Origin of the sequence: Antrihabitans spumae (assembly GCF_043944905.1) — a bacterium.
In the GTDB taxonomy this organism is placed as follows: domain Bacteria; phylum Actinomycetota; class Actinomycetes; order Mycobacteriales; family Mycobacteriaceae; genus Antrihabitans; species Antrihabitans spumae.
On the sequence record NZ_JBIMSN010000106.1, the window covers coordinates 13199 to 39262 of the forward strand.

Consider the following 26064-nt stretch of genomic DNA (forward strand, 5'->3'; position numbering starts at 1 on the left):
GGACCCTACGCCGTGAACACAGCGACCGGGGCATTCTCCTTACGCCGAAATCGTGAAGACCTGCACGCCCTGTGGGGGGCTCGAGTCTTCCCGATGTTCACACCGTAAGTACGAGACCTGAGGTAGGTACACCGGTGCCCGCGGTGACGAGCACGTTCTCGACATCGGGCACCTGATTCACCGACGTCCCCCGCACCTGCCGCACGCCTTCGGCGATGCCGTTCATGCCGTGGATGTACGCCTCGCCGAGTTGGCCACCGTGCGTGTTGATCGGCAACCTGCCGCCGAGTTCTATTGCGCCATCAGCGATGAAGTCTTTCGCTTCGCCGCGACCACAGAAGCCGAGCTCCTCGAGCTGCATCAACACGAACGGCGTGAAGTGGTCGTACAGAACAGCCATCTGCATGTCCTGTGGGCGCAAGCCTGACTGCGCCCAGAGCTGATCGCCGACGAGTCCCATTTCCGGCAAACCGGTCATCGCGTCGCGGTAGTAGCTGGTCATGATGAATTGATCCGAACCCGAACCCTGCGCCGCAGCCGCGATCACGGCGGGTTTGCAGGGTAGGTCCTTCGCCCGCTCTGCGGAGGTGACGACGATGGCGATGCCACCGTCGGATTCCTGACAGCAATCGAGCAGATGCAGCGGTTCGGCGATCCACCGTGACGCTTGATGATCTTCGAGTGTGATCGGTTTGCCGTAGAAGAACGCGGCTGGATTGACTGCCGCGTGTTTGCGGTCGGCCACGGCGACACGGCCGAAATCGGCACTGGTAGCGCCGGATGCGTGCATATACCTCCTGGCGACCATAGCGACCTGGCTGGCTGGCGTGCCAAGTCCGTGCGGATACGACCAACTCGCGTCGACGCCCGCCGACGATGGTGTACCCGCCAAGGCCGTCGATACCTGGCCGAATCTGACCGCAGAGCGCTCGTTGAAAGCGCGGTATGCGACAACCACATCGGCGACACCGGTCGCAACAGCCATCGCCGCCTGCTGGACGGTCGCACACGCGGCCCCGCCACCGAAGTCGATGAGGCTGAAGAACTTCAGGCTCGGGATGCCGACCGACCGTGCGACGGCGGTTGCGCGATTGGAGTCCATCGAGAACGTCGTAAGCCCGTCGACGTCGGCAGGAGTGAGCCCGGCGTCGGCCAGTGCGGCGTTCACCGCTTCCGTTGCGAGCCGAAGTTCGCTGCGCCCTGAATCTTTCGAGTAGTCGGTTGCGCCGATGCCGACGATGGCCGCTTTGCCCGAGAGGCCGCTCACGAGTGCCCCTCCGATGCAGAGGACGGAAGCGTGATCGTCACCTTCGCTGTGATGTGATCTCCAAGAGCATCTTTGCCGACGACGTCGATACCGATGTCGTTGCCGGTCACTTCCGTGACCTCACCGGTCAGAACAAGGGTGTCGTAGGCGTACCACGGCACCCCGAGGCGCAATGCGATCGATCGAACGACCGCTGTCGGGCCTGCCCAGTCCGTGACGAACCGCTGCACGAGGCCGGTGTCGGTCAGGATGTTGACGAAGATGTCCTTGGAACCCCGTGCGATCGCCTTGTCGCGATCGTGGTGGACATCCTGAAAGTCCCTGGTAGCCAATGCCGTACTGACGACGAACGTCGGGTCGGCCGTGACGGTGAACTCGGGGAGCCTATCCCCTGCCACCGGCGCGATCATGCCGTCGCTCCAGCCCGCGGACGCCATGCGGGCAACGTCAGTTCGTCGTCGATCTTCACGAACTCCACATCGACACCCATCCCTATTTCGACGGAGGCCGGGTCGACCCCACGCAGTTCGCCGAGCATCCGCACGCCTTCCTCCAACTCGATCAGCGCAACCACGAAAGGCAGAGTTCTACCAGGCACTTTCGGTGCATGGTGGACTACGAAACTGAATACTTCACCGCGACCCGACGCGACCACGTAGTCGGACTGCTCCGACTTGTCCAGCCACACAGCGGGTATCGGTGGATGGCGCAGCGAACCATCGGGCAGCTTCTGAATTCTGAGCTCACCAAGCGCGGCACCGGCCCAGAAGAACTCGGTGTCCTGAGAAACCATCGGCCGGATCGCCTTCGCCGGATCGATCCCTTCGGGCGCCGACGCAGCCTGTCTCGGCGCGAACTTCAGAACTCTGAACAGCATTTCCGCTACGACCTCGTCGCCGACCGCCCACACATTGCGGGTGGTGACGAACCAACCCTCGCCGAGGCCTGTCTTCTTCGGTCCGACAACACCTTCCAGCACCGTCGAGATCGTCACCTCTTCGCCGAGGCCAAGGTAGCGGTGGTAGGTCTGCTCGCAATTGGTGGCGACGATCGAGGTGAAGCCGGCCTCGTCGAGGATCTCCATGATCGCGCCGAGCGGGTCGTCGTCGGCTCGGGTGTAATGCAGCCCGCCCATCGTCCACACCTGGGCCATGGCAGGTGGTGCGACGACGCCGTCGTGGCCAGCAGCCCGCGCCGCGGCGTCGTCGACGTAGATCGGGTTCCTGTCACCGAGCGCTTCGACCCAGTTGTTGATCATCGGCTGGTTCACCGGATCGCGCGCAGGACGTGGCTTGCTTGCACCGGCAGCCGAAATACGTTCCGCGCCAGCTTCTATTGTCTCCGTCACGGAAGATCCTTATCGGGGTACGCGGGGTAGTTTCAGGCCGGCGGTCGCAATCAGTTCGCGCATCACTTCGTTGACACCACCGCCGAAAGTGATGACCAAGTTTCGTTTGACCTGCTTGTCGAGCCAGTTCATCAGGTGCGCCGTCTCCGGATCCGACGGGTCACCGTAGCGGGCAACGATCTCCTCAGCCAGGCGACCGATGCGCTGTATCCGTTCGGTGGCAAAGACTTTGGTGACCGACGCGTCTGCGATGGAGACCGCGTCGTCGGCACTGGACGCCACCTGCCAGTTGAGCAACTCGTTCAGGCGATAGGTCGCGTGGATCTCGCCGAGCGCACGCCGAACGTCGCCGTGCCCGAGCAGTTCGCGCTGCGCTGCCCACGCATGCACCTTGTCGTACAGACCGCCGATCCGCCCGGCAGGCCCGAGCATCACGCGCTCGTGGTTCAGCTGGGTTGTGATCAACCGCCAGCCCTGATTCTCTTCTCCGACAAGCATGTCGGCAGGCACACGCACGTCGGAGTAATACGTCGCGTTGGTGTGATGGGCGCCGTCGCACGTGATGATCGGAGTCCACGTGTAGCCAGGATCGGTTGTGTCGACGATGAGGATCGAGATGCCGCGGTGCCGGGAATCCGGTGGCCCGGTCCGGACCGCAAGCCACACGAAGTCCGCGTCGTGACCACCGGTCGTAAAGATCTTCTGGCCGTTGACAATCCAGTCGCCGTCGGCATCGGGCACCGCAGTGGTCCGCAACGCAGCCAGGTCCGTGCCTGCCTCGGGCTCGGAGTACCCGATCGCGAAGTGCACTTCACCAGCAAGGATCGCAGGCAGAAACCTACGCTTCTGCTCGTCGGTTCCATAGGTCTGCAGCGTCGGTCCTACGGTTTGCAGCGTCACAGCGGGCAAAGGTACGTCTGCCCGTATCGCCTCGTTCGCGAAGATCTGCTGCTCGACTTCACCGAAACCGCGGCCACCGAATTCTTTCGGCCAGCCGACGCCGAGCCAGCCGTCAGACCCCATTCGCTTGATGACTTCGCGATAAGTCGGTCCGTGGCGTTCGGTCATCATGATCTCGGCCTCGTCGGTGCCGATCAAGGTCGAAAAGTACTCGCGCAGTTCGTCTTGCAGTGCCTTCTGCGCCTCGGTCAGATCGATGTACACCGTGCCCCCAACAGTTCGAGCCGGTAGGAGGATCCCCCGATGATCCGTGCGAGATCCTTGATCGCAGCCGAGTACCGATGCATCGGATAGCTGGCATCGACACCGAGACCACCGTGCAAATGGTGCGCGACTTGCATTGCCGCAGGCACTTCCGTCGCGAGCCAGTAGCCGACCACGTCGAGATCGTCGTCCGCGTCCAGGCCATGTTCGAGCCGCCACACCGCCGATGCCGCGGCGACATGCAGCGTGCGCGAGGTGACGTAGATGTCCGCGATTTCCTGCGCGACCGCCTGGAACGTTGCGAGCGGCTTACCGAACTGGTGCCTCGTGCCGATGTGCGTCGAGGTGAGTTCGGTTGCGCCGGTCAGCAACCCGTCGGAGAAGGCGCCGATGCTCGCGAGGGCAAGCCGCGAAAGCACTCGAACATCGCCGGTAAGGACTGCCGTCCGGTCGACCCTGACGCGATCCAGCCGCACGGCGAATTCGGGGGCATCGGTCGACGACGGAGTCCGGACGAGCGAAACCCCTTCGGCATCAGGCGATATCAGCACAATGCCTGCGTCGGTCGGCGTGAGAATCCGCAGCGCACGGTCCGCGTAGGGAACCGCGACCTTCGAACCGGACACCAGCACCGAATCACCGTCGAGCACGGCCGTCGTGACAGGCGCCGTCGTGAACGGCGAACCCGGCTCGCCGAGAGCCGCAGTGAGAACGGCACCGCCGGCAACGGCCGCGAGAATGCCGTCGTGGCGGTCACCGCCACCGAGTGCAATCAGCGGAAGCACGCCGTAGCCAAGTGTTGCGAGCGCCGGACTCTGCACTGCTCTGCGACCCAGTTCGGTCAGCAGTGTCGCCACCGCAGCTACGCCGAGTCCGTCACCGCCGACCCGTTCGGGCAACGCGAGCGAGAGCAGTCCCGACGCGGCGATGCTCTTCCACAACTCCTCTTCCGCCAGGTCGGAGGCATGGTCGAGCCACTCGTTCGCGGCCTGCGCCACCGCGACTTGAGTCTCGTCTCTTGTGAAGTCCACGCTCGTCCCTCGAAGTCCTCTGCGCTGAGCTCTCGGTGCCTAGTTCTAGAACACGTTCCAGTTGTATCACCGAACTGCGATCGACGGAAGTCGACTGCGTTCACTTCCTCGGCAACCCCAGGATCCGTTCGGCGGCGACGGTGAGCAGAATCTGCGTCGTCCCACCGGCGATCGAGAGACAGCGCGTGAGCAGAAACCCATGTGACGCAGGCCCTTCCATCGCTCCGTCGAGACCGGCTGCATCCAACGCGAACTCTGCGACATCCTGGCGATACCTGACTCCGAGCAGCTTTCTGACACTCGACAGCGGTCCGGGATCCTGGCCTTCCAGTTGCCGCAGGGTCATCCGCGCCTCCAGTTGATTGCCGACCATGGCGTCGGCGATCAGGGCGCCGAGTCGATCGGACAGCACTGCGTCCGATGCCGGAGTCTTGTCGAGCAGCGAGGTCAGCGACTCGTCGAGTGCGGACCCCTTGCCGATCGCAACACGCTCGTTCGCCAACGTCGCGTTGGCAAGACGCCACCCACCGTCGACAGCGCCGACGACACAATCGTCCGGGACGAAAACGTCGTCGAAGAACACCTCGTTGAAACGTTCCTCGCCGGTGATCTCGCGCAACGGCGAAATGCGAATACCCGGCGACCGCATGTCGACCAGAAAATAAGTGATCCCACGATGTTTCGGCGCATCGCGATCGGTACGCGCGAGACAGATTCCCCAATCGGCAATCTGCGCTTGCGAGGTCCACACCTTCTGCCCAGCCAGCGTCCAGCCACCGTCGACTTTGGTTGCGGCTGTTCGTAATGCAGCGAGATCCGATCCAGCACCTGGCTCGCTGAACAGCTGGCACCACACCACCTCACCGCGCAGCGTCGGCAGCACATGCCGCTTGATCTGCTCGGTGGATCCGTAGCCGAGAACTGTTGGTATTGCCCACCAACCGATGACGAGGTCGGGCGATTCGACTCCAGCGGCCTCCAGTTCTTCGGCGATGAGCAACTGCGTCGCGGGATCGGCGTCGCGCCCGTACGGCGACGGCCAATGTGGAGCAAGAAGTCCGCTCTCCGCCAACGCAACTCGACGATCCTCGACAGGTAGCGCCGCGACTGCGGCGACGTCGGCCCGGATCGCTGCCCGAGCGTCGACGAGACCGCTGAGGTCGATCGTCGATCCGCGCCGGACACCAGCCCTGCTGAGGTCGGTCACCCGCGCCCGCCAGCGCGAGGACCCCCCGAGCAGTTGCCGCAAGGCAGTTACTCGACGCAGGTAGAGGTGGGCGTCGTGTTCCCAGGTGAAGCCGATGCCGCCGAGCACCTGAATGCAGTCTTTCGCGGCCGCGACCGCCGCATCGAGGGCAACCGCTCCTGCGACGGCGGCGGCGAGCGGCACATCTTTCTCGTCCTGGGCAGCATTGGCTGCATCCCACGCGACAGCACGTGCCCGTTCGGCGTTACACAGCATCTCGGCGCACAGATGCTTCACGGCCTGGAAGGACCCGATCTTGGCGCCGAACTGCTCCCGAATCTTGGCGTAATCGACAGCGGTATCCAGACACCAACCCGCGACTCCTGCAGCCTCTGCCGCAGCGAGTGTGACCGCCAGGTCGAGAACGAGGCCTGGACCGATGCCGGTGAGCACTCGATCAGGAGCGACGTGCACGTCGGTGCATTCGACGCGCGCGACCCCGACCGTGCGATCGAGTGAATCGACTGGCTCGCAGCGCAATCCACTCACGGAACCGTCGACGAGGCACCAGGCGACCTCGCCGTCGAGAACGTAGGAGAGCAGCACATCGGCACCACCGACAGCTCCGATCGACAGGCCGACCGAACCGTTCAGGACGAGACCACCGTCGGGTGCCGACGTCGCCATTGCGGGTGTGCCGTCGACGACGACCGCGCACGGCCTCGTGCCATCGGCGATCTCGGGACCCCAACGTTTGGCGACCGGTTCGCCCGATCGGTCCAGGACCAGTCCGACAAGCGCGGTCGAGAGCACCGGACCACCGACCAACGCCGTGGCGGCGGCCTCTAACATCGCCGCCAAGTCGACGACGGTTCCACCTGCGCCGCCGAGTTCTTCGCGCATCGCCACGGACAACAGGCCGACGTCCGCCACCCCGGGCCACAGCCCACGCCAGTAGTCCGCGCGCGCCGGATCCGCTTCGACCGAGCGCAGCGCTGCAATCGGCGCAGCACCCCGCGCCCATGCCCGAATGGACTCCTGCACAGCGTTCTGCTCGTCGGTCGTGGCGATACTCACAGTTTTTGCCGCCTCTCACAAATGACATCGGCTCGTAGAACGTGTTCTAATGTGTACTCCAGTCAAGTGTCAAGTGGGTACCGAAGCACCAGGTCAGCTCGCTGCACCGGGCCTTATAACGAGAGCGGGGGTTTGTCGATGGCATCGTCTTCAATGCCTTCTACGTCACGGACCGCGAGTAACGGCGCTGTGCCGACACTCAGCGACGAAGACCTGAGCTCGAACGCACAGCGTGAACGTCGTAAGCGGATCCTCGACGCGACCCTGGCATTGGCATCCAAAGGCGGCTACGACGCCGTCCAGATGCGTGCTGTCGCCGAGCGTGCCGATGTCGCCGTCGGCACGCTGTACCGCTACTTTCCATCGAAGGTGCACCTGCTCGTCTCTGCCCTCGCGCGCGAGTTCGAGCGCATCGACAACCGTCGTCGCATCCCACCCGGCGACTCGCCGCAAGAGCGTATGCATCTGATGCTCGTGCAGATCACAAAGGCGATGCAGCGCGATCCGCTGCTCACCGAGGCCATGACCCGCGCGTTTATGTTCGCCGACGCATCGGCCGCCGCCGAGGTCGACCGGGTCGGCAAAGCCATGGACCGCCTGTTTGCCCGGGCGATGAGCGACGGCGAACCCACCGAAAGACAACTCGCGATCGCGCGTGTGATCAGCGACGTGTGGCTGTCCAACTTGGTTGCGTGGCTGACGAGGCGATCGTCGGCGACGGACGTGACCGCTCGACTCGAGCTGACCGTCAGCCTGCTGCTCGGTAGTGCCGACGACGAGATTCAACAGGGTTTGTAGCAGCGACTGTGATCTGAGACAGATTCCCGACGGCAATGCAGTACCAGGCGCGGTCGATCGCATAGGTTTGCAGCGTGAGTGCTTTGGATCTACCCCTCGAGCTGCGGCGTGCATTGGCAACTATTGCCCGCACCCCGCGATTGCTCGTCACCTCCGACTACGACGGCACGATCGCGCCGATCGTCTCGGATCCGACCAAGGCGTTTCCGCATCCCGAATCCGTGCGCGCTCTCCGTGCGCTCGCAGGGCTTTCGGGCACGACGGCGGCTGTCATCTCCGGTCGCGCACTACGCGACCTTGCGGCGCTGTCCCGATTGCCTGTCGAGGTGCAGCTCGTCGGTAGCCACGGGTCCGAGTTCGACGTCGGCTTCGTCCACGCGATCGACAACGACGCGAAGCAACTGCTCGACGAGTTGGTCGTCGAGCTGGAGCAGGTCGCCGCCGCGAACGCAGGCGTGACCGTGGAACACAAACCAGCGAGTGTCGCGCTGCACGTCCGCAACGCAGAACCCGGCATCGCCCGCCAGGCCCTCAAGAAGGTGCGCCAGGGCGCTGCCAACTGGGTCGGCGTGCAGGTCACCGAAGGCAAGGCGGTGATCGAACTCGCCGTTATCGTCACCGACAAGGGCGAGGCACTCGACATCCTGCGCCATCAGGAATCTGCCTCCGCAGCAGTATTCTTCGGCGACGACGTCACCGACGAGAAGGCCTTCGCACGGTTGCACGGCCCGGACATCGGCATCAAGATCGGCGACGGCGAAAGCCTCGCCCAGTACCGAGTCGACAGCACCGAAGACGTGTCGACGGCATTGGCATTCCTACTCGACGAGCGCCGCAGATGGTTGTCGGGCGCGAGCGCACCACAGATCGAACGGTTGACGCTGCTGGCAAGCCCACGGTCGGTCGCGCTTGTCACTCCGGACGGCACGATCACCTGGATGTGTCATCCCGAACCTGATTCGGGCGCGGTTTTCGCCCATCTGCTCGGCGGTCCGGATGCCGGCCATTTTTCGGTCGGCCCACAACGCGCCGCGCTTCCGCTGTCGCAGCGCTATGTCGATCGCACGATGACCGTCGAAACGCGGTGGTCGAGTTTGCAGGTCACCGACTACCTTCCTCATGACGTCGGCCTCGAGCGCACCGACCTCACCAGGGTCATCACCGGCGACGCCAAAGCGGTTGTCAGCTTTGCCCCCCGTCCCGAGTTCGGTCAGGTAGCGATCCAGATCGAGCGAGAAACGTTCGGACTCAGGATCTTGGGGCCCAACGATCCGTTGGTGCTGCGGTCCCCCGGTGTGCATTGGGACATCACGACCGACGGCGTCAACCAGAGCGCGTTCGCGGTCGTCGATCCTTCCGAAGGCCCGATCACCCTCGAACTACGCTGTGGTACTTGGGATCTGGCGCCGTCCACTCTCGAAGAGTCGGAACGGCGCGCGCTTGCGGAGTCCTACTGGAGCACGTGGGCAGATCAGCTGATTCTGCCACCGCTGAAGCCGGACCTCATGCGTCGCTCCGCGTTGACCCTTCGTGGACTGGTGCACGCACCTTCAGGGTCGATCCTCGCCGCAGCGACAACCTCGCTGCCCGAGGACATCGGCGGCGTCCGCAACTGGGATTACCGCTACTGCTGGCTGCGGGATGCGGCCCTCACAGCGTCGGCGCTCGTGTCGGTCGGTTCGTTGCAAGAGGCCGAGGAGTACCTCGCCTGGGTGCACGATGTTCTCGAAAAGCTGCCTGGCCCAGAGCGTTTGCACCCGCTGTACACGATCTACGGCACCGGCCTACCGCCCGAAGCCGTGATCGACAACCTTCCCGGTTACGCGGGGTCGCGACCGGTCCGCGTCGGCAACGCCGCGAACATGCAGGTCCAACTCGACGTGTTCGGGCCGATCGTCGACCTGATTTCGACGCTCGCCCATGCCCGGGTAGCCAAGGGCATCACCGATCCCGACGAGGCGCTCCCCGATGTGGACTGGGAACTGGTGTGCGCCATGGTTTCTGCGGTGCAGCGCCGTTGGCAGGAACCGGACCACGGCATCTGGGAGATCCGCGGCAATCCACGCCATCACGTGTACTCGAAGGTGATGGGGTGGGTCACGGTCGACCGAGCGGTGACGCTGTCCGAGCAGTTCGGCCGTTCCATCGATCCCGCCTGGGCCGATTTGCGACAGACGATTTCCGACGAGGTACTGAAGAAGGGGTGGAACGACGAGGTCCAGTCGTTCACCGCCGCCTACGACGGCACCGACCTCGACGCTGCAACGCTGCGCATCGGCCTCAGCGGGCTCATCGATCCTGCCGATCCGCGTTTCGCAGCGACCGTAGTCGCGACCGAAGCCGAATTGCGCAGCGGGTCAACGGTTTACCGTTACCACCACGACGACGGTCTACCCGGCGGCGAGGGCGGTTTCCACCTCTGCGCAGCCTGGCTCGTCGAGGCCTATCTCCTCACCGGCAAGCGCTCGGACGCCGAGGCGTTGTTCGCGCAGCTCGTCAGCGTTGCGGGACCGACCGGACTGCTCAGCGAGGAATACGACCCCGTCGCCGAACGCTCGCTCGGCAACCATCCGCAGGCCTACAGCCACCTCGGCCTGCTCCGCTGTGCTCAATTGCTTTCCGCGAACTGAGTTTCGGCCCACCCGATCGACCAGGTCGCTCACCGGTTGCCGACTTCGCATGCCTGATCAGGCGTGTGAGGTCGGCAATCCGTTGGCGACGTCGCGACATTCCCGGTGAGAGCTGCGCCACAGCAGTGCATCTCGCCGCGGCGGCGGATCGTTCGCAAACGCGCTGATCAGCCGTGTTTATGTGATCGTTACTGCCCGTTTGCGGTAGCGACACGTTCGATTCACCGCTGATTTTAACTGTTCTCAGGTCCTTCTCAGGTGACATACGGTTTCGCTCCGAACGGAGATGGCATTGCCGCCTCAGTCAAACATATTCCAAGGCAATGCTTTTCAGCTCGGACCAACCGGACGAGACAGACCGTGAACACATAGAAGGACCGAGAATGAACATCCGCAAGCTTGCCGCCGCGGCGGTGCTCTTGACCGCTGCGACAGGCATCTCCGCAGGCACCGCGTACGCAGCACCGGCGCCAGCGCCTGGACAAGAGGCCCCTCTCAGCATCGATATCGCACCCAGCGTCAACTACACGGCGTATCAGAACGGCGCCTCGGCCGTCATCACGATCGACAACGCAGGCAAGCTGATCGTCGCGAACGGCAACTTCGAGATCCGGTCGAATTCCGGCCAGACACTTGCAGGCGTTCCGCTCGAATACAGCATCGACGACATCGCCTTCCCGATCGATGCGTCCATCGATGGCAACACAGCAACGCTGACACCGTCGACCGACCCGGCCCGCGCCTACTACAAGCCCGTCGCGCTGCCGTTCGAAAATCAGGCACCGTGGAAGACGCCGTACGAGCGTGAGGTTGCCGCTTGGACCCGCCTCACGCAGACGATCACTCTCGGCACCGGCATCGGCGCGATCTCGGGTGCTGTGATCGGTGGAGCCGCGGGCTGCATCGTCGGCGGAGCGGTTGCCGCTCCGACCGCTGTGCTGACCGCTGTGTTCGGTCCGCTCGCCGGCTGCGTCGCAGGCGCACTCGTGCTGGCACCCGTCGGCGCCCTCGGCGGAGCGATCTTCGTCGGAGCACCGGTCGCCATCGCAGCAGCGATTCAGTACTTCTCCACGATCAACGCACCGTTCACTCCGCCGGCGGAGCCCAAGAAGTAAGTTCCCCACACGCCCGACGCGGCCCGACTCGGTTTCCGAGTCGGGCCGTTTCGTGTCACGACCTGTCGCTGGGTCATATGCGGGTTACGCAATAGGGGAAATCGACAGCTAATCTGTAACGGTAACGATTTCCATTAACGTTCGAATTCAGGAGCGACCCGTGTCTCGATCCCGCGCATCCAGGACTGCCATCGCAGCGGTCGGCTTCGCCATCGCCTCGGCGGCGACCCTCAGTGCCTGCAGTTCCGACGACGCGACCGGCAACGGCAAGCCGACGATCGTTGCTTCGACGAACGTGTGGGGCAGCGTCGCCGCGGCCGTCGCAGGCGACGACGCGAACGTGACCTCGGTGATCCAGGATCCGAGCGCCGATCCCCACTCCTACGAGTCGAGCCCGAGTGACGCCGCAGCGGTCACCGATGCCGACCTCGTCGTATTCAACGGCGGCGGCTACGACGAGTTCATCGAAAAGATTCTCGGATCGGCGAAGGACAAGCCGGTCGTCGACGCCTACGAACTGCTCGGTGCCGGTCATTCCGACAGCGAAGGCGACGCACACAACCACGCTGGCGCAGGAGACGACCACGAGGGCCACGACCACGGCGCCGTCAACGAGCACGTCTGGTACGACATTCCGACCGTCGACGCCGTCGCTCACAAGATCGCCGACGAACTGAGCAAACTCGACCCGGACAACGCGAAGAACTACACGGATCGCGTCGATGCGTTCGACACCAAGCTGCACGCGATCTCGGATATCACCGCCAAGATCGCCGTCGATCACCCGAAAGCGCCTGTCGCACAGACCGAGCCGATAGCGCACTACCTGCTCGAAGCAGCCGGCGTCGAAGACCTGACCCCCGAAGAGTTCGAGAGCGCGATCGAAGAAGGTTCCGACCCCTCGCCGAGTGCAGTAGCGGCGACACGGGACCTGCTCGTCGGCAAGAAGGTCGATGCGCTGGTCTACAACATTCAGACCGAAGACAAAGTGACCCAGGATATGCGGGCCAATGCCGAGAGCGCGGGCATCCGGATCGTCGAGGTCACCGAGACTCTGCCCGATGGGCTCGACTACATTCAATGGCAGACCCGCAACGCCGAAGCACTCGCCGAGGCGCTCAATTGACCCTTGCCGCAAGCGCCGTCGCGGCCGACCACGAAGCCGACCAGCCTGTGTCACAGCCCGATTCAGCGCTCACCGCCAACCGTGCACCCGCGATAGCTCTCGCGGGTGCACGGTTGGCGTTCGGTGAACGCACGCTGTGGGACCAACTGGATCTTGCGGTCCAAGCAGGCGAATTCGTTGCGGTGCTCGGACCGAACGGGTCAGGCAAGACGTCACTGTTGAAAGTTCTGCTCGGCCAGTTGGCTTTGTCTGCGGGGACGGCAGACGTCGCGGGCGTGCCTGCCCGGACCGGAAATTCGGCGGTCGGCTACATCCCACAGCAGAAGTCGATCGACGAGGGCCTGCCACTGCGCGGTGTCGACCTGGTCGGTCTCGGTGTCGACGGTCATCGCTGGGGTACCGGACTGCGGCGCCGCCGTGAGCGTCGACGCATCGTCGAGCAAGCGATTGCCGAGGTCGGTGCACAGGCCTTCGCCTACGCACCGCTCGGAACCCTTTCCGGTGGCGAACAGCAACGCCTCCGCGTCGCCCAGGCACTGGTCGGCGATCCGAAGGTGCTGTTGTGTGACGAGCCATTGCTCAGCCTCGACCTCGCCAACCAGCGCCTGGTGTCCGAACTGATCGATCGTCGCCGCCGAATTCACCGCACCGCAGTACTTTTCGTGACACACGAGATCAATCCCATTCTGCCGCTTGTCGATCGGGTGCTCTACCTCGTCGACGGCCAGTTCCGAATCGGACCACCGGACGAAGTGATGACCTCTGCTGTGCTGTCGGAGTTGTACAACACCGACGTCGACGTGCTGAAGGTTCGCGGTCGGCTCGTCGTCGTTGGAACCGGTGACGCGCTCGACGCCCTCGGGTCCGCAGGCAAACACCACGTCGACGAGGACCACTCGTGAACGACAAACTGGCCGAAGTGTTTTCGAAAATGTTCGACTTTTCGATCACCGCAAATCTCCTGTCGTACGACTTCGTCCAACAGGCTCTGCTCGCTGCCTTCATCCTCGGCCTGCTAGCGGGCATGATCGGGCCGCTCATCATCAGCAGGCAGATGTCGTTCGCTGTACACGGCACCAGCGAACTCTCGCTGACCGGCGCGGCGGCCGCATTGCTCGCCGGCGTCAGCGTCGGACTCGGCGCAATCGCAGGATCGGTCATTGCGGCGATATTGTTCGGAATCCTCGGAACCAAAGCACGCGAACGTGATTCGGTCATCGGCGTCATCATGTCGTTCGGCCTCGGGCTGTCGGTGCTGTTGATGTGGCTCTACCCGGGCAGGACAGGAACAAGCTTCTCCCTGCTGGTCGGCCAGATCGTCGGAGTCGGTAACACCGGCCTCACCCTGATGCTCATCTGCGCTGTCCTCGTTCTCGGTGTGCTCGCCGTCGTCTACCGACCGCTGCTGTTTGCCAGTACCGACCCCGAGGTGGCGCTCGCCCGTGGCGTGCCGGTCCGCGCGCTGTCGATCGTGTTCGCGGTGCTGGTCGGTATCACCGCCGCCCTCGGCGTGCAGATCGTCGGCGCCCTACTGGTCCTGTCGTTGCTCATCACCCCGGCGGCCGCTGCCGCGCGAATCACCGCCAACCCTTTGCGTGCGACCTACCTTTCGTGCGCGTTCGCGCTGACAGCAGCTGTTGGCGGCATCCTCCTTTCGCTGGCACCCGGGGTCCCGGTATCGACATTCGTCACCACGATCTCGTTTCTCATCTACGTCGTGTGCCGCATCATCGGTTCTCGTCGCGACCGCAACGCGGGCCGCAAACTCCCCATCCCCGCCTGAACTCGCTGCTCAGAGCGATCTCCACGGTTTCGCGCTGCGCGATTCGGGTATTTCGGTCATGATCGAATGGGGTCACGAGAGGTACGAGCGATGAAGACGAGAACAACCCTCCGCGCGGCAGCGCTGGTACTGGGTGCGTCGCTTGCCGTGGCATTTCCTGCGTCCGCCTCGGCTACACCCGCGACGGCGGACAACCTGACCCGGGTACCGGAGCGAACCGCCATCACGATCATCGATCTGCGGACCGGTTCGGTCACTCGGACTCCCAACGCGAGCGAACCCCGACCGGCATTGTCGATGGTCAAGCTGTACATCGCCGACTACGCACTACGCCATGGTGATCGGTCGGCCACTGATCTCGATCTGGTCGAACAAATGATCCGCTACTCCGACGACTTCTCGGCGTCGCAGCTCGAGAGCAAATATCCCACCGCCATCGACGCGACCGCGGCCGAGTTCCGACTCACCGACACCACGGCCGGGCCGCAGTGGGGTACCTCGTTCACAAGTACGAACGATGTCGCCAACTTCCTGCGGGCCAAACTCAGGTACGATCGCGGTTCGCCCATATTCTCCTGGATGGCAACGGCGGACCGCGTCGCCAACGACGGCACCGTCCAGGACTGGGGAACCTCGACACTTCCCGCCGTCACGGGTAGCAAATGGGGCTGGTCCGACATGGGTTCGCCGATGGTGGCGTCGGCCTCCGTCGGGCCGGACTTCGTCGTCGCCGCTAGCACGTACAGACCAGGCGACGAACAGACCGCCGACATTGCCGACGCGTTCGCCACCGGTACGCCCAAGCCTTAGCTTCGACCCGCCTCGAATCCGTCTCAGCGTGCGAATCATGGTTAACTTATCGCGGCAACGGAGCTGACGAGAGGCGCACACCGATGATCGACTTCACAATTTCCGACGACCTCGCCGCCAGGCGCGACCGGATCCGTCGATTCGTCCAGGAGCAGATCGTTCCCTACGAACGCGATCCCCGCCTCACCCAGCACGGACCGACCGACGAATTGCGCAACGAACTGGTCGAACTTGCCCGCAGCGCAGGCCTTCTCACCATCCAGGCAGCTGAAGCCGACGGCGGCTGGGGATTATCACACGTCGAGCAGGCGGTTCTTTACGAGGCGGCGGGCTGGTCGACTCTCGGGCCGATCGCGATGAACTGCGCCGCCCCCGACGAGGGCAACATGTTCCTGCTCGGCAAGATCACCACACCCGAACAGGCCGCAACTTTTCTGGCACCGATGATCGCAGGCCACCAACGTTCCGCTTTCGCGATGACCGAACCCGGCGGCGCCGGCTCCGACCCAGGCCAGCTGCAGACCTCGGCGACGTTCGACGGCGAGAACTTCGTCGTCAACGGTCGTAAATGGCTCATCACGGGCGCGCGCGGGGCGAAGACCTGGATCATCATGGCCAACCTGGAGGACAACCCGCACCTGCCGAGCGGGCCGACGTTGTTCCTCACCGATGGGGACCAGCAGGGCATCGTCATCGAGCGCATCATGAACACGATGGACCGCAACTACGTCGAAGGCCATGCGGTCGTCGAGTTCCGCGATCTGACCCTGCCGAGAAATGCGCTGCTCGGCGAATCAGGGCAGGCCTTCAGATACGCCCAATTGCGTCTGGCGCCTGCACGTTTGACCCATTGCATGCGTTGGCTCGGCGCTGCCGAGCGCGCCCAAAGCATTGCCATCGCCCACGCGAAGACCCGAACGGCGTTCGGCAAGCCGATCGGAGAGCATCAGGGCGTGTCGTTCATGTTGGCGGACAACGAGATTGCGCTGCACCAATGCCGTCTGACGATCTGGCATGCCTGCTGGCTGATGGACAGCGGCGCGAAAGGGCGCCACGAAAGTTCGATCGCGAAGGCCTACGTTTCCGAAGAACTGTTCAAAGTCGCAGATCGGTGCGTTCAGGTCCTCGGCGGCATCGGTATCAGCGACGAGACGGTCGTCGAAATGATCTTCCGTGACATGCGTGCGTTCCGCCTCTACGACGGACCGACCGAAGTGCACAAATATGCGATCGGCCGTCAAATCCTGCGTTAGGCGGCCACGCCGCTCGTGAGTCTTTTCGGAGGGCCCACCCTCCGAAAAGACTCACGAGCCGAAGGCCTAGGTCGAGGAAAGAACTGCGAGCAGGATGATGCCGATCGCGACCAAAAGACCGATCGCGATGAGTGCCGTGCCGATGATGCCCATGATGTAGCCCGCCATCACCTGGCCGCGGCCACCGATTGCACCACCGGAGGCGTCGATCTCCTTGAGCGCCTTCTTGCCCATGATCCAGGCGAACGGCGCACAGATCGCACACAGGACGATGCCGAGAATCCCCAGGATCAGGATGACCGTCGACTGCGGATGATCCTGCGGGATGCCGTATCCCTGACCGTACGGCTGCGCCTGGTAGCCGGGCGCGCCGTAGGACTGGTCACCGTACGGCTGGCTCGGATACGGCTCAGCGCCCGAAGGAAAATTGGGGTCGTACGGCTTGTTCGGGTCGCCCGATGGGTAGCTCATGGGTAAATAGTCCAGAATCGGAGCCGTAATCGCAATCCGTAGCTCAACGAGTTCGTCGTTGCCTGGCCAGATCGGCAAGTACGACACCCGCCGCGACCGAGGCATTGAGCGATTCGACGTCACCGGCCATCGGAATGCTGAGCACGGCGTCGCAGGTCTCACGGACGAGGCGAGAGAGCCCCTTACCCTCGGAACCGACGACGATGCACACCGGACCCGAACCGTCGAACTCGTCGAGTGTGGTGTCGCCACCGGCATCTAGGCCGACGATCGTGACGCCCTTGTTCTGCCAATCCTTCAGTGTCCGAGTCAAGTTCGTCGCCCGTGCGACAGGAAGGCGCGCTGCTGCACCCGCACTCGTCCGCCAGGCCACCGCAGTGACACTCGCACTTCGGCGTTGCGGAATCAGCACACCGTGGCCACCGAACGCGGCGACGGACCGAACGACGGCGCCGAGGTTTCGTGGATCGGTGATGTTGTCCAGCGCGACGAGCAGAGCCGGCTCCGCAGCCGATCTGGCCGAGGACAGCAAATCGTCGGGATGGGCGTAGCGGTACGGCGGGACCTGAAGGGCAATCCCCTGATGCAAACCGTTGGCGCTCAAGCGATCCAGGTCGGTCCGCGGCACCTCGAGGATGGAGATGCCTGCGTCGGCAGCGCGCTGCACGGCTTCTTTCAGGCGGTCGTCACTCTCGGTTCCGGTCGCGACCCACAGCGCCGTCGCGGGCACTCCGGCTCGCAAGCATTCGACAACGGGGTTGCGACCGAGCACGGTCTCCGGACCGTCCTCTGCCTTACGTCCCGCGGTGCGAGCTCCCCCACGTGTCGGCGCCGCCTTGGCTGCCGCTCGCGCACGCTTCGACGCGGGATGCTTCGTGCGTTCGACTGCGGGCGGTGTTGCACCACGAGCCTCCAGACCACGCCGCCGCTGGCCGCCGGACCCGACAACCTGACCTTTTTTGGTGCCGGTCTTGCGGATTGCGCCGCGCCTGCTCGAGTTTCCGGCCATCAGTTCAAATTTCCTTCTCGCATCGAGTGCCCTAGTGTCCGGACTTCAGAGACCACTCAGGCCCGTTCGGGGTGTCGGTAACTTCGACTCCCGCTTCGGTCAAACGGTCGCGGACCTCGTCCGCAACCGCCCAATTCTTGTCAGCCCGCGCCTGCTGGCGGCGGTCCAACTCTGCTTTCACAAGCACGTCCAGCGCAGCCGTTGCAGCGCTGTTGTCCGAGCCATCCGCCCAGTGCGGGTCCAGCGGGTCGATACCGAGAATCTGCAGCATCGCCCGCACCTGGCCGGCAATGTCGACGGCGGCCGCGAGGTCGCCCGCATCGAGCGCCTTGTTGCCGTCCGATACCGAACCATGAATCTCCGCAAGCGCTTTCGGCACACCTAGGTCGTCGTCGAGGGCCGCGGCGAAGGCGTCGGTCCACTTACCGACGGGCAGGTCCCCCGCCCGATCACGCACCTTCAAGACGAAGGCTTCGACACCTTGATACGACTTCGCAGCAACCTGCAGCGCATTGTCGGAGTACTCCAGCATCGAGCGATAGTGGGCGCTGCCGAGGTAGTACCGAAGTTCTTGTGGCCGAACGTTTTCGAGCACATTCGGAACCGAGAGCACGTTGCCGAGAGACTTCGACATCTTCTCCCCACCCATGGTGACCCAGCCGTTGTGCAGCCAGTACCGGGCGAAGGCGTCGCCTGCGCACTTCGCCTGCGCGATCTCGTTTTCGTGGTGCGGGAACACCAGATCCAAACCACCGCAATGGATATCGAACTCGGGGCCGAGATAGAACTCGGCCATCGCCGAGCATTCGAGATGCCAACCGGGACGGCCTCGTCCCCACGGCGTCGCCCATGACGGCTCGCCGGGCTTAGCCGTCTTCCACAGCGTGAAATCGCGAGCGTCGCGTTTGCCTTCGCCCGCGCTCTCGCCCTGGTGCACGTCGTCGAGCTTGTGACCGGACAGGCGACCGTAGTCGGGGTAGCTGCGCACGTCGAAATAGACGTTGCCTTCCGACGCATAAGCGTGACCGTTGTCGATCAGTCGCTGCATCATCTCGATCATCTGCGGAACATGCCCGGTCGCACGAGGTTCGATGGACGGCGGCAGCACACCGAGACGGCAGTACGCGTCGTCGAAAGCCCGCTCGAACGTGGTCGCCCATTCCCACCATGGCCTGCCCGCGGCGGCAGCCTTGTTGAGGATCTTGTCGTCGATGTCGGTGACGTTGCGGATGAAAGCGACGTCGATGTCATGAGCTGTCAGCCAGCGCCGCAGAACGTCGAATGCGACGCCGCTACGTACGTGGCCGATATGTGGTTCGCCCTGAACGGTTGCTCCACACAGGTATATCGACGCGTGGCCGGGGACCCGGGGAACGAATTCCCGCAAGGTCCGCGTCTCGGTGTCGAACAGGCGCAGGGTCACGACGAGCGATTCTACCTGGCCCTTTCGGTCCGACAGACCGATGGGCGATGTGGTCGCGCAGATCAGACGCTCGTCCTCGCGGATGGTGCCGTCCGTGCGGATCCGTTCTGCGGACTCGCACCTATACCCGAACCGATCGCGCCGGCTTCGCCGCGCCGCGCGTTCGCCAACTCGACAACCAGCCGATCGGCTTCGGCTTCCAGATCGATCGCACCTCGATCGGGTGCCATCAGCACAGCGGTGATCGGAACGGCCAAGGCAAGCAGGCCGACTACGAAGACCGGGAAGAGGAACGTGAACACCTCGAGCCCGCCAGGAATCGGGGCGGACTGGTCGACCTCGACGCTGACGGCAGCCATACCGGTGAAGTGCATGCCGACAACGGCGACACCCATCACAAGACCTGCAACGAAGCGGAGCCACAGCGATTCGAGCACCAGGGTGAACCACAGCGCGACGGTCGCAGCGACGACAGCGATGGCGATCGACAGCCCCACATAAACCTTGTTGTAGCTGATCTCGCCCTGCAGCTGCAGCGCCCACATCCCGGTGTAGTGCATGAGGTTGACCGCAAGTCCCATGATCACGCCACCGACGAGCAACCGCGGCACGTTGACCGTGCGCACGACGACAACCAGGCCTAGGAACGTCGCACCGATCGACAGCACGGCCGACGCGAACGTCCAGCCGAGGTTGTAGCGAATGACACTGCCGGGTACCGCGAACCCGAGCATCGCGATGAAATGCATCAGCCAGATCGCAACTCCACCGATGGCGACCGCCGCCATTGCCAGCCAGCGCAGCCGATCACGCTGCACCTCGGCGTCCGCCGATCGCCGCGTGCAGGCCAGCCCGACGACCGACCCCGCCACCGAAACGATGTAGGCCAGGATCAGGAGCCAACTGCCCATCTCGAAGTGGTGCACGTGATCGGAGACGCTGTGCGTGTGGGATTCGGCGAGAATCTCTAGCGTTGTCATCGCTTGTCCTTACAGGTGATGTCGATCGGCCTTACAGAAACGGGTAGTTCACAACGCCATCGTCGAAAGACGATCGAGCGAGTATTCGGTGACAGCGACAAGGGCTCGCTTGGCCGACTCGCGTTTGCGCGCATCGATGCTGATGATCGGAACGTGCGGCCCGACGGCAAGCGCACCGCGCAGATCCTCTGCCGGATACCGCGGCGAGTCGTCGAACTCGTTGACTGCCACCAAAAACGGCAGTTGGCGCGCCTCGAAGAAGTCGACCGCGGCGAAGCTGTCGTCCAGGCGGCGAGTGTCGACGAGAACGACAGCCCCGATCGCGCCACGTACCAGGTCGTCCCACATGAACCAGAAGCGCCGCTGGCCCGGTGTGCCGAACAGGTACAGCACCAGATCGTCTGCGATCGTGATGCGGCCGAAGTCCATGGCAACCGTCGTCGTTGCCTTCGACGGGGTCGAGTCGACGTTGTCGATTCCTGCCGATGCGGTGGTCACCAACGCTTCGGTCCGAAGTGGGACGATCTCCGACACCGCACCGACGAAGGTCGTCTTGCCGACGCCGAAACCTCCAGCGACGACGATCTTGGTCGACGAGACCCCACGAGTTTCAGAGTGCGAGAAGGCCACCGAGGGTCCTTTCGATCAGGATGCGGCGTTCGGAGACGGTCGAACGCTCGGTGAGTGTGGCGTGGACTCGAAGATGTGACGACATCACCAAATCGCCGAGCAGTACTCGGGCGACTCCGATCGGAATCGAGAGCAGAGCCGAGACCTCGGCAACCGACGGACTGCGTTTGCACAGTTCGACGATGTCGGCGCGCAGGTCGCCTGGCGCCCACTGGTGGGACGAGGCTTCGGCGGTCGTCTCCAGAGCTGCTTCGAGCGGCAGGTCGATCGACGACCTCGTCCGGCCGCCTGTCAACGTGTACGGCCTCGCGAGGTTCGGTCCGCCAGATCCACCAGGTCCACCACTGCCCGCCGACGAACTGACGGTCATCGTCATCGAGCGCCCTGATGCGAACGAGCAGACGCCTGCACCGTCTTGCCGACGCGGTCGACAAGTACTGCCATCTCGTAGCCGACCTGGCCGATCTTGGCCGCGGTCGAGGCGAGGGTGGCAAGTATCGAACCGTCCCCGACGCTCATCAGCAGCAGGTAGCCGTTCTGCATCTCGACGACCGATTGCAGAACTGTGCCACCGTCGAACAGGTTGGCTGCGCCGTGCGACAGACTCGCCAACCCAGATGTCACCGCAGCAAGCTGCTCGGCGCGGTCGACCGGCAACTGAGCGCTCGCTGCCATCAGCAGTCCGTCGGCGGATACCAGAACGGCGTGCGAAACGCCGGGTACCTCGCGTACGAAGTTCGAAACCAACCAGTCGAGCGTGCGGTCGGTCGTAGGCCTGGTTCCGGTAGTCAACGGTCTCCTTCGCGGCTGTGTCGGCCTTCTTCGGTGCGGGTCCGTCCCTGTCGGACACCTGCGAACTGCTCGTCGAGTAGTGCACGAACCTCTGCTGGATCACGCACGTTGCGGATCGTTCCGCCCCCGGTACTCGCATTCCAGCGCGCGTGACCTGGAACGAGGCGAGCGCCGCGCTCGCGCAACGGAAGCCCGGAATCGGTGTAGCGATCGATCCTACTTTCGGTGGCGTGTTGCGCGGCCGACCAGCCGGTATCGGCAGGCGTCGACCAGTTGCGCTCGCCCGAGTCACCTGGCGTCGTCTCCAACAGCCACTCCGAGGTGAGGCGCTGGAAGATCGGCGGGGCGTCGGCCGCGGCCTGCGGCTCGGCGTCCGCAGGCACGGCTGGTGGGGCAGGATCGGGCACCGGAAACTCGACCGTCGGCCAGACTGGATCGCCTGCCGGCTGGTCGTCGGAACTGTCGATGGTCGGCCTCGGGCTGAAAAAGTCGTAGGTCTCCGACTGAATGGGACGGCCGGTGTCCGATGTCGTCGCCGGTGCCGGGGTCGGCGTCACCCCGATCGGCCTGAGCATCGATTCCGCGCTGACACCACTCGCACCCGGTGAACGTCGCGGCAGACCTGGCGAATACGTCGGATCCGATGCAGGTTCGACAGGCGTCGACACCCTGCCTGCGAACACCGCATCGTCGGGTCTGCTTTCGGTGTTGTCGGCGACGCGTCGAGCACCGAAGAAGTCGGCTGACTCGATGGCACTGCTGCGGACCGGTGCGCCTGCGTTCTGGCCATTGGTGCGGTCGACAGCACGTGGCGCTGCGATGAGAGCGCCGGGAAGATGCACGCTGACCGTGATACCCGACTGCCCGTGCTGGCCAGACGTGCTTCGGATCCGCACCGTCGCATCGTGGCGTCGAGCGAGTCGACCGACAACGAAAAGTCCCATGCGCCTTGCAGTTTCGGGCGTGACCTCGCCACCCATCGACAGCCTGTCGTTTGCAGCGCGCAGGTCGGCCTCCGGCATCCCGAGCCCGCCGTCGACGACCTCTACGAGGATGCCGCCGTCGACAGCGCGTGACACCGTCAACGCGACGTTCGTGTCGGGTGGCGAGAAGCGCAATGCGTTGTCGATGAGTTCGGCAAGAAGATGGCTGATATCCGCGGCGGCCGAACCCGTCAATGCGGCGTCCGTGCCCGGACCGATCTCGACGCGGCGATACTCCTCGACCTCCGACATCGCGGCACGCAGCACATCGCCGACCGGAACCGGATCCAACCGACCACTGCGTTCGGTCGTGTCAGCGAGGACGAGAAGGTTGTCGCCGTTACGTCGCATGCGGGTCGTGAGGTGATCGAGGCGGAACAGATGCTCCAACCGCTGGGGATCCTGTTCGTCGCGTTCCAGCGTCTCGATGAGCGAGAGTTGCTCCTCGACGAGTGAACGGCTGCGCCGGGACAGCGTTTCGAACATGTCGCCGATCTGCAGATGCTGGCCGCGCTCACTCGCCAGGCGGAGTGCCTGGTAGTGAATATCGTCGACAGCCCTCGCGAGTTGCCCGATCTCTTCCTTGGTGTGCACCGGAACCGCCGTGATGACCGGAACACCGCCACTCGTTCCGAGGCGTTCGATCTCTTCGGGCAGTCGGAGCCGGGCAACCTGCAGTGCCCCGTGGCGCAACGTACTGATCGACCGGATCAGCGACCGCCCGACGGCGAGCGCAAGAGCAAGCGCGACGAGGACTGCGCCGAGCACGATTGCCGCATCGCGCAACGCCGCCGAGCGAAGGTCGTTGGCGCGTGCCTGGACGGTCTGGCTCAGTTCCGTGCCGAGTGCGCCGGTGAGCTGGCCGTACTGTTCGGCGCTCGACTCGGCAGACGTCGTGAACTGGCTGGCTTCGACTGCGGCCGCACCGGGCCTGCTGTAGGCATCTCTGCGGTTCTGCACGGCGGACAGCAATGCACTGACGTCGACCGATGTCGATCCGAGTCGTGCCAATTCGTCGAGGGCAGCCGTCTCGGTTCCCGCAGCGGCAGCGACCTGGACGCGGACCGCGACGTCGTCACCGAAGTCGGTGGACTCGACCAGCACCTCCTGCGTGGTCAGCGACCGTTGTGCCGAAAGTGCGACTGCCAAGCTGTCGGCGAAGGTCCGGACGCCGTCGTCGTCGATCGATCGCATTGTGGACGTGAGTGCCGCCGACGTGCTCGCAGTGACGTCGTCGGAGAGTTGAGCCAACTGCGAAACCGGCGCTGCCCCTGTTGCCACCAGCTTGCGCAGGGAGTCGGCAGTTGTTGTCGCCGTTGCGAAGTCGGGCAGCGACGCTGGTTTCGAATTCGCCGGACCTGATCAATTCGCCGAATCGTGTTGCGATCTCGTCGAAACGAGCGGTCGCCGATGCTACGTCGGTGCGCGTTGCGGCCGCTACGGCGAGATCGTTTGTGCGACCGATGAATTCGACCGCGGGAGAACGATGTCGGAGTCGTCCGCAGCGATACTCAGCCGCGAGGCGTCACGTAGTTCCGATTGGACTCGAAGTGCGCCGAGCGTCATAGCCAGCACAACAGGCAGAATCAAGATCGCGGCAACCTTCTACCGCAGCGGCCACGCCGCTACCGACCAGGCCGGCACAGTTCGAGGTTCGTCGTTGGTGACGGCGTCTGGTTCATCGACAACCATGAGTTACCACCCGTTCGATAGCAGGTCTTCTGTGCTTCTGGCCTGCAGAGCAGTTGAAGGACGTTCGCGGCGAATAGCTGCCGGTCTGTCGCACGCCCCGGATTCGAGGGTGAGACGTGCGACACACCGGTGAAAGGGAGCATAGACCACGGGTCACAACTTCGCATCTATTACGTAACGACGCAGCCGCAGATGTGCTGCGACTTGATCACGTATCGATAACTAGCGAGTTGCTGAATCAGGCCGAACGGGTCGCGTCCAACCCGCGAACATGCCTGTTCAGAGGTGTCTTCCCGCGATCACGCGACCGGCGATGCCACCGTTATCAATGCCGTCGCCACAGCGGCTATGCCCTCGCCGCGGCCTGTCAAACCAAGGCCGTCCGTGGTAGTGGCCGAAACCGAAACAGGAGCACCGAGCAGGGCGGACAGTGCGTCCTGCGCCTCGGCTCGCCGTGGGCCGATCTTGGGATTGTTCCCGATCACCTGAACCGCGGCGTTTCCGACAATGAAGCCTTGCTCGGCAAGCAACCTGCGGACCTCGGTCAACATCGCAGCGCCACTCACGCCGGCCCACTCCGGCCGACCGGTACCGAAAACCGCTCCCAGATCGCCCAACCCACCAGCCGACAACAAGGCGTCGCACAATGCGTGGACCGCGACGTCGCCGTCGGAATGACCGGAACAACCGTCTGCGTTCTCGAACAGCAGTCCGGCCATCCAACAGGGCCTGCCAGGTTCGATCGGATGCACATCGGTACCGATTCCGACTCTCATCCCAACCCCTCGTCGGCAGTGTTCGTTGCTGGTTTCGTTGTTGCTGCAGTCAGTGCCCGAGCCAAGGTGAGGTCGAGTTGGGTGGTGATCTTGAAAGCGAGCGGGTCGCCGGGGATCGTCCGCACGCGCTCGCCGAGCCGCTCGACAAGTCCCGCGTCGTCTGTCGCTGGGTCGTCGGCCGACGCCGCCTCGTATGCGCGACGCAGCAGTGCGGCGTCGAACCCCTGCGGTGTTTGAATCGCGCGCAACTCGCTGCGCTTCGGAGTTCCCGTCACGCCACCGAGAATGTCGACGGTTTTGATGGTGTCGGTGACTTCCAAAGCGGGAACCACAGCCTTGCGACCGCTACGCAATTCCGCGACGACGCGCGCGATCAAGGTGGTCGGTGTCAAAGCCCGTGCGGCATCGTGCACGAGGTAGATGTCGGCATCGGGAGCCGCGGCGATTCCGGCGCGCACCGAATCGATACGCTCGGCACCACCTTCGACAACCTGCACACCGGCTGGAAGCAGCCCAACGGCCGCACCGATCAATTCGGCGGGTGCAACGACGACGACATGGTCGACAACGCCGGAGGCGAGCAGACCGTCGACGGAAAGCCGCATCATCGACGTGCCCGCGAGGGTGACAAACGCCTTGGGCGTTTGTTCACCGAGGCGAACGCCCCGGCCGGCCGCGGGTACCAATGCGACAACGCGGCCGCCGGATGCTGTGGTCACA

The 26064-nt window shown here is 64.1% G+C and carries 25 protein-coding genes; 8 read left to right on the top strand and 17 right to left on the bottom strand.

Features of this window, described 5'->3' with window-relative positions:
* Positions 1-97: 97 nt before the first annotated feature.
* From ACHIRB_RS22140 to ACHIRB_RS22165, 6 genes are all read right to left on the bottom strand, one after another.
* Positions 98-1267, bottom strand: a complete 1170-nt coding sequence (locus ACHIRB_RS22140) for a lipid-transfer protein (protein ID WP_395115059.1) — start codon at positions 1265-1267, stop codon at positions 98-100.
* Complete coding sequence (locus tag ACHIRB_RS22145) at positions 1264-1677, bottom strand: MaoC family dehydratase (protein WP_395115259.1); 414 nt, start codon at positions 1675-1677, stop codon at positions 1264-1266. The genes ACHIRB_RS22140 and ACHIRB_RS22145 overlap by 4 nt, the downstream gene beginning before the upstream one ends.
* Positions 1674-2615 carry a bifunctional MaoC family dehydratase N-terminal/OB-fold nucleic acid binding domain-containing protein gene (locus ACHIRB_RS22150; protein WP_395115060.1) on the bottom strand — a complete coding sequence of 314 codons (942 nt, stop codon included), beginning with the start codon at positions 2613-2615 and terminating at the stop codon, positions 1674-1676. Before ACHIRB_RS22150 ends, ACHIRB_RS22145 begins: the two co-directional genes overlap by 4 nt.
* A 9-nt stretch (positions 2616-2624) precedes the next feature.
* On the bottom strand, positions 2625-3779 hold the full coding sequence (locus ACHIRB_RS22155) for an acyl-CoA dehydrogenase family protein (protein WP_395123513.1): 1155 nt from the start codon (positions 3777-3779) through the stop codon (positions 2625-2627).
* Positions 3764-4810: an acyl-CoA dehydrogenase family protein gene (locus ACHIRB_RS22160; RefSeq protein WP_395115063.1), complete on the bottom strand. Its 1047-nt coding sequence runs from the start codon at positions 4808-4810 to the stop codon at positions 3764-3766. Before ACHIRB_RS22160 ends, ACHIRB_RS22155 begins: the two co-directional genes overlap by 16 nt.
* A 100-nt stretch (positions 4811-4910) precedes the next feature.
* The gene (locus tag ACHIRB_RS22165; RefSeq protein ID WP_395115065.1) at positions 4911-7073 is read right to left on the bottom strand and encodes an acyl-CoA dehydrogenase family protein; all 2163 of its coding nucleotides are present in this window, start codon (positions 7071-7073) and stop codon (positions 4911-4913) included.
* A gap of 153 nt (positions 7074-7226) precedes the next feature.
* On the opposite strand from ACHIRB_RS22165, the gene kstR reads away from it, so the two are divergent.
* From kstR to ACHIRB_RS22205, 8 genes are all read left to right on the top strand, one after another.
* The gene (gene kstR / locus ACHIRB_RS22170; RefSeq protein ID WP_395115260.1) at positions 7227-7871 is read left to right on the top strand and encodes a cholesterol catabolism transcriptional regulator KstR; all 645 of its coding nucleotides are present in this window, start codon (positions 7227-7229) and stop codon (positions 7869-7871) included.
* Between the two features lie 74 nt (positions 7872-7945).
* Positions 7946-10501, top strand: a complete 2556-nt coding sequence (gene otsB, locus ACHIRB_RS22175) for a trehalose-phosphatase (RefSeq protein WP_395123512.1) — start codon at positions 7946-7948, stop codon at positions 10499-10501.
* 383 nt (positions 10502-10884) lie between these two features.
* Positions 10885-11616, top strand: coding sequence for a DUF8020 domain-containing protein (locus ACHIRB_RS22180; RefSeq protein WP_395115068.1), 732 nt, complete (start codon positions 10885-10887; stop codon positions 11614-11616).
* Positions 11617-11776: 160 nt separating this feature from the next.
* Entirely contained in the window at positions 11777-12742 is a 966-nt protein-coding gene (locus tag ACHIRB_RS22185; RefSeq protein ID WP_395123511.1) for a metal ABC transporter solute-binding protein, Zn/Mn family, read from the top strand.
* Between the two features lie 47 nt (positions 12743-12789).
* Positions 12790-13644 carry a metal ABC transporter ATP-binding protein gene (locus ACHIRB_RS22190; protein WP_307829682.1) on the top strand — a complete coding sequence of 285 codons (855 nt, stop codon included), beginning with the start codon at positions 12790-12792 and terminating at the stop codon, positions 13642-13644.
* A gap of 29 nt (positions 13645-13673) precedes the next feature.
* Positions 13674-14525, top strand: a complete 852-nt coding sequence (locus ACHIRB_RS22195; RefSeq protein ID WP_395123531.1) for a metal ABC transporter permease — start codon at positions 13674-13676, stop codon at positions 14523-14525.
* Positions 14526-14615: 90 nt separating this feature from the next.
* The gene (locus ACHIRB_RS22200; protein ID WP_395115071.1) at positions 14616-15335 is read left to right on the top strand and encodes a hypothetical protein; all 720 of its coding nucleotides are present in this window, start codon (positions 14616-14618) and stop codon (positions 15333-15335) included.
* 83 nt (positions 15336-15418) lie between these two features.
* Positions 15419-16588, top strand: a complete 1170-nt coding sequence (locus ACHIRB_RS22205; RefSeq protein ID WP_395115072.1) for an acyl-CoA dehydrogenase family protein — start codon at positions 15419-15421, stop codon at positions 16586-16588.
* Between the two features lie 66 nt (positions 16589-16654).
* Here ACHIRB_RS22205 and ACHIRB_RS22210 read toward each other — a convergent pair whose 3' ends face one another.
* From ACHIRB_RS22210 to ispD, 11 genes are all read right to left on the bottom strand, one after another.
* Positions 16655-17059: a DUF4190 domain-containing protein gene (locus tag ACHIRB_RS22210; RefSeq protein ID WP_233529218.1), complete on the bottom strand. Its 405-nt coding sequence runs from the start codon at positions 17057-17059 to the stop codon at positions 16655-16657.
* Positions 17060-17102: 43 nt separating this feature from the next.
* The gene (rlmB, locus tag ACHIRB_RS22215; protein ID WP_199705044.1) at positions 17103-18068 is read right to left on the bottom strand and encodes a 23S rRNA (guanosine(2251)-2'-O)-methyltransferase RlmB; all 966 of its coding nucleotides are present in this window, start codon (positions 18066-18068) and stop codon (positions 17103-17105) included.
* Between the two features lie 31 nt (positions 18069-18099).
* Positions 18100-19491, bottom strand: a complete 1392-nt coding sequence (gene cysS, locus ACHIRB_RS22220) for a cysteine--tRNA ligase (protein ID WP_395123510.1) — start codon at positions 19489-19491, stop codon at positions 18100-18102.
* A 62-nt stretch (positions 19492-19553) separates the two neighbouring features.
* Positions 19554-20471 (bottom strand): MHYT domain-containing protein, encoded by a 918-nt coding sequence (locus ACHIRB_RS22225; RefSeq protein WP_395123509.1) that lies wholly within the window; start codon positions 20469-20471, stop codon positions 19554-19556.
* 48 nt (positions 20472-20519) lie between these two features.
* Complete coding sequence (locus tag ACHIRB_RS22230; RefSeq protein ID WP_395123508.1) at positions 20520-21101, bottom strand: GTP-binding protein; 582 nt, start codon at positions 21099-21101, stop codon at positions 20520-20522.
* Positions 21082-21471, bottom strand: coding sequence for a DUF742 domain-containing protein (locus ACHIRB_RS22235; protein ID WP_395115263.1), 390 nt, complete (start codon positions 21469-21471; stop codon positions 21082-21084). The genes ACHIRB_RS22230 and ACHIRB_RS22235 overlap by 20 nt, the downstream gene beginning before the upstream one ends.
* Positions 21472-21473: 2 nt before the next feature.
* Positions 21474-21893 carry a roadblock/LC7 domain-containing protein gene (locus ACHIRB_RS22240; RefSeq protein WP_199705034.1) on the bottom strand — a complete coding sequence of 140 codons (420 nt, stop codon included), beginning with the start codon at positions 21891-21893 and terminating at the stop codon, positions 21474-21476.
* On the bottom strand, positions 21890-24157 hold the full coding sequence (locus ACHIRB_RS22245) for an ATP-binding protein (RefSeq protein ID WP_395123507.1): 2268 nt from the start codon (positions 24155-24157) through the stop codon (positions 21890-21892). The genes ACHIRB_RS22240 and ACHIRB_RS22245 overlap by 4 nt, the downstream gene beginning before the upstream one ends.
* Positions 24158-24313: 156 nt before the next feature.
* Complete coding sequence (locus ACHIRB_RS22250) at positions 24314-24466, bottom strand: hypothetical protein (RefSeq protein ID WP_395115079.1); 153 nt, start codon at positions 24464-24466, stop codon at positions 24314-24316.
* Between the two features lie 401 nt (positions 24467-24867).
* Positions 24868-25344, bottom strand: coding sequence for a 2-C-methyl-D-erythritol 2,4-cyclodiphosphate synthase (ispF, locus tag ACHIRB_RS22255; RefSeq protein ID WP_395123506.1), 477 nt, complete (start codon positions 25342-25344; stop codon positions 24868-24870).
* On the bottom strand, positions 25341-26063 hold the full coding sequence (ispD, locus tag ACHIRB_RS22260; RefSeq protein ID WP_395123505.1) for a 2-C-methyl-D-erythritol 4-phosphate cytidylyltransferase: 723 nt from the start codon (positions 26061-26063) through the stop codon (positions 25341-25343). The genes ispF and ispD overlap by 4 nt, the downstream gene beginning before the upstream one ends.
* Position 26064: the final 1 nt, after the last annotated feature.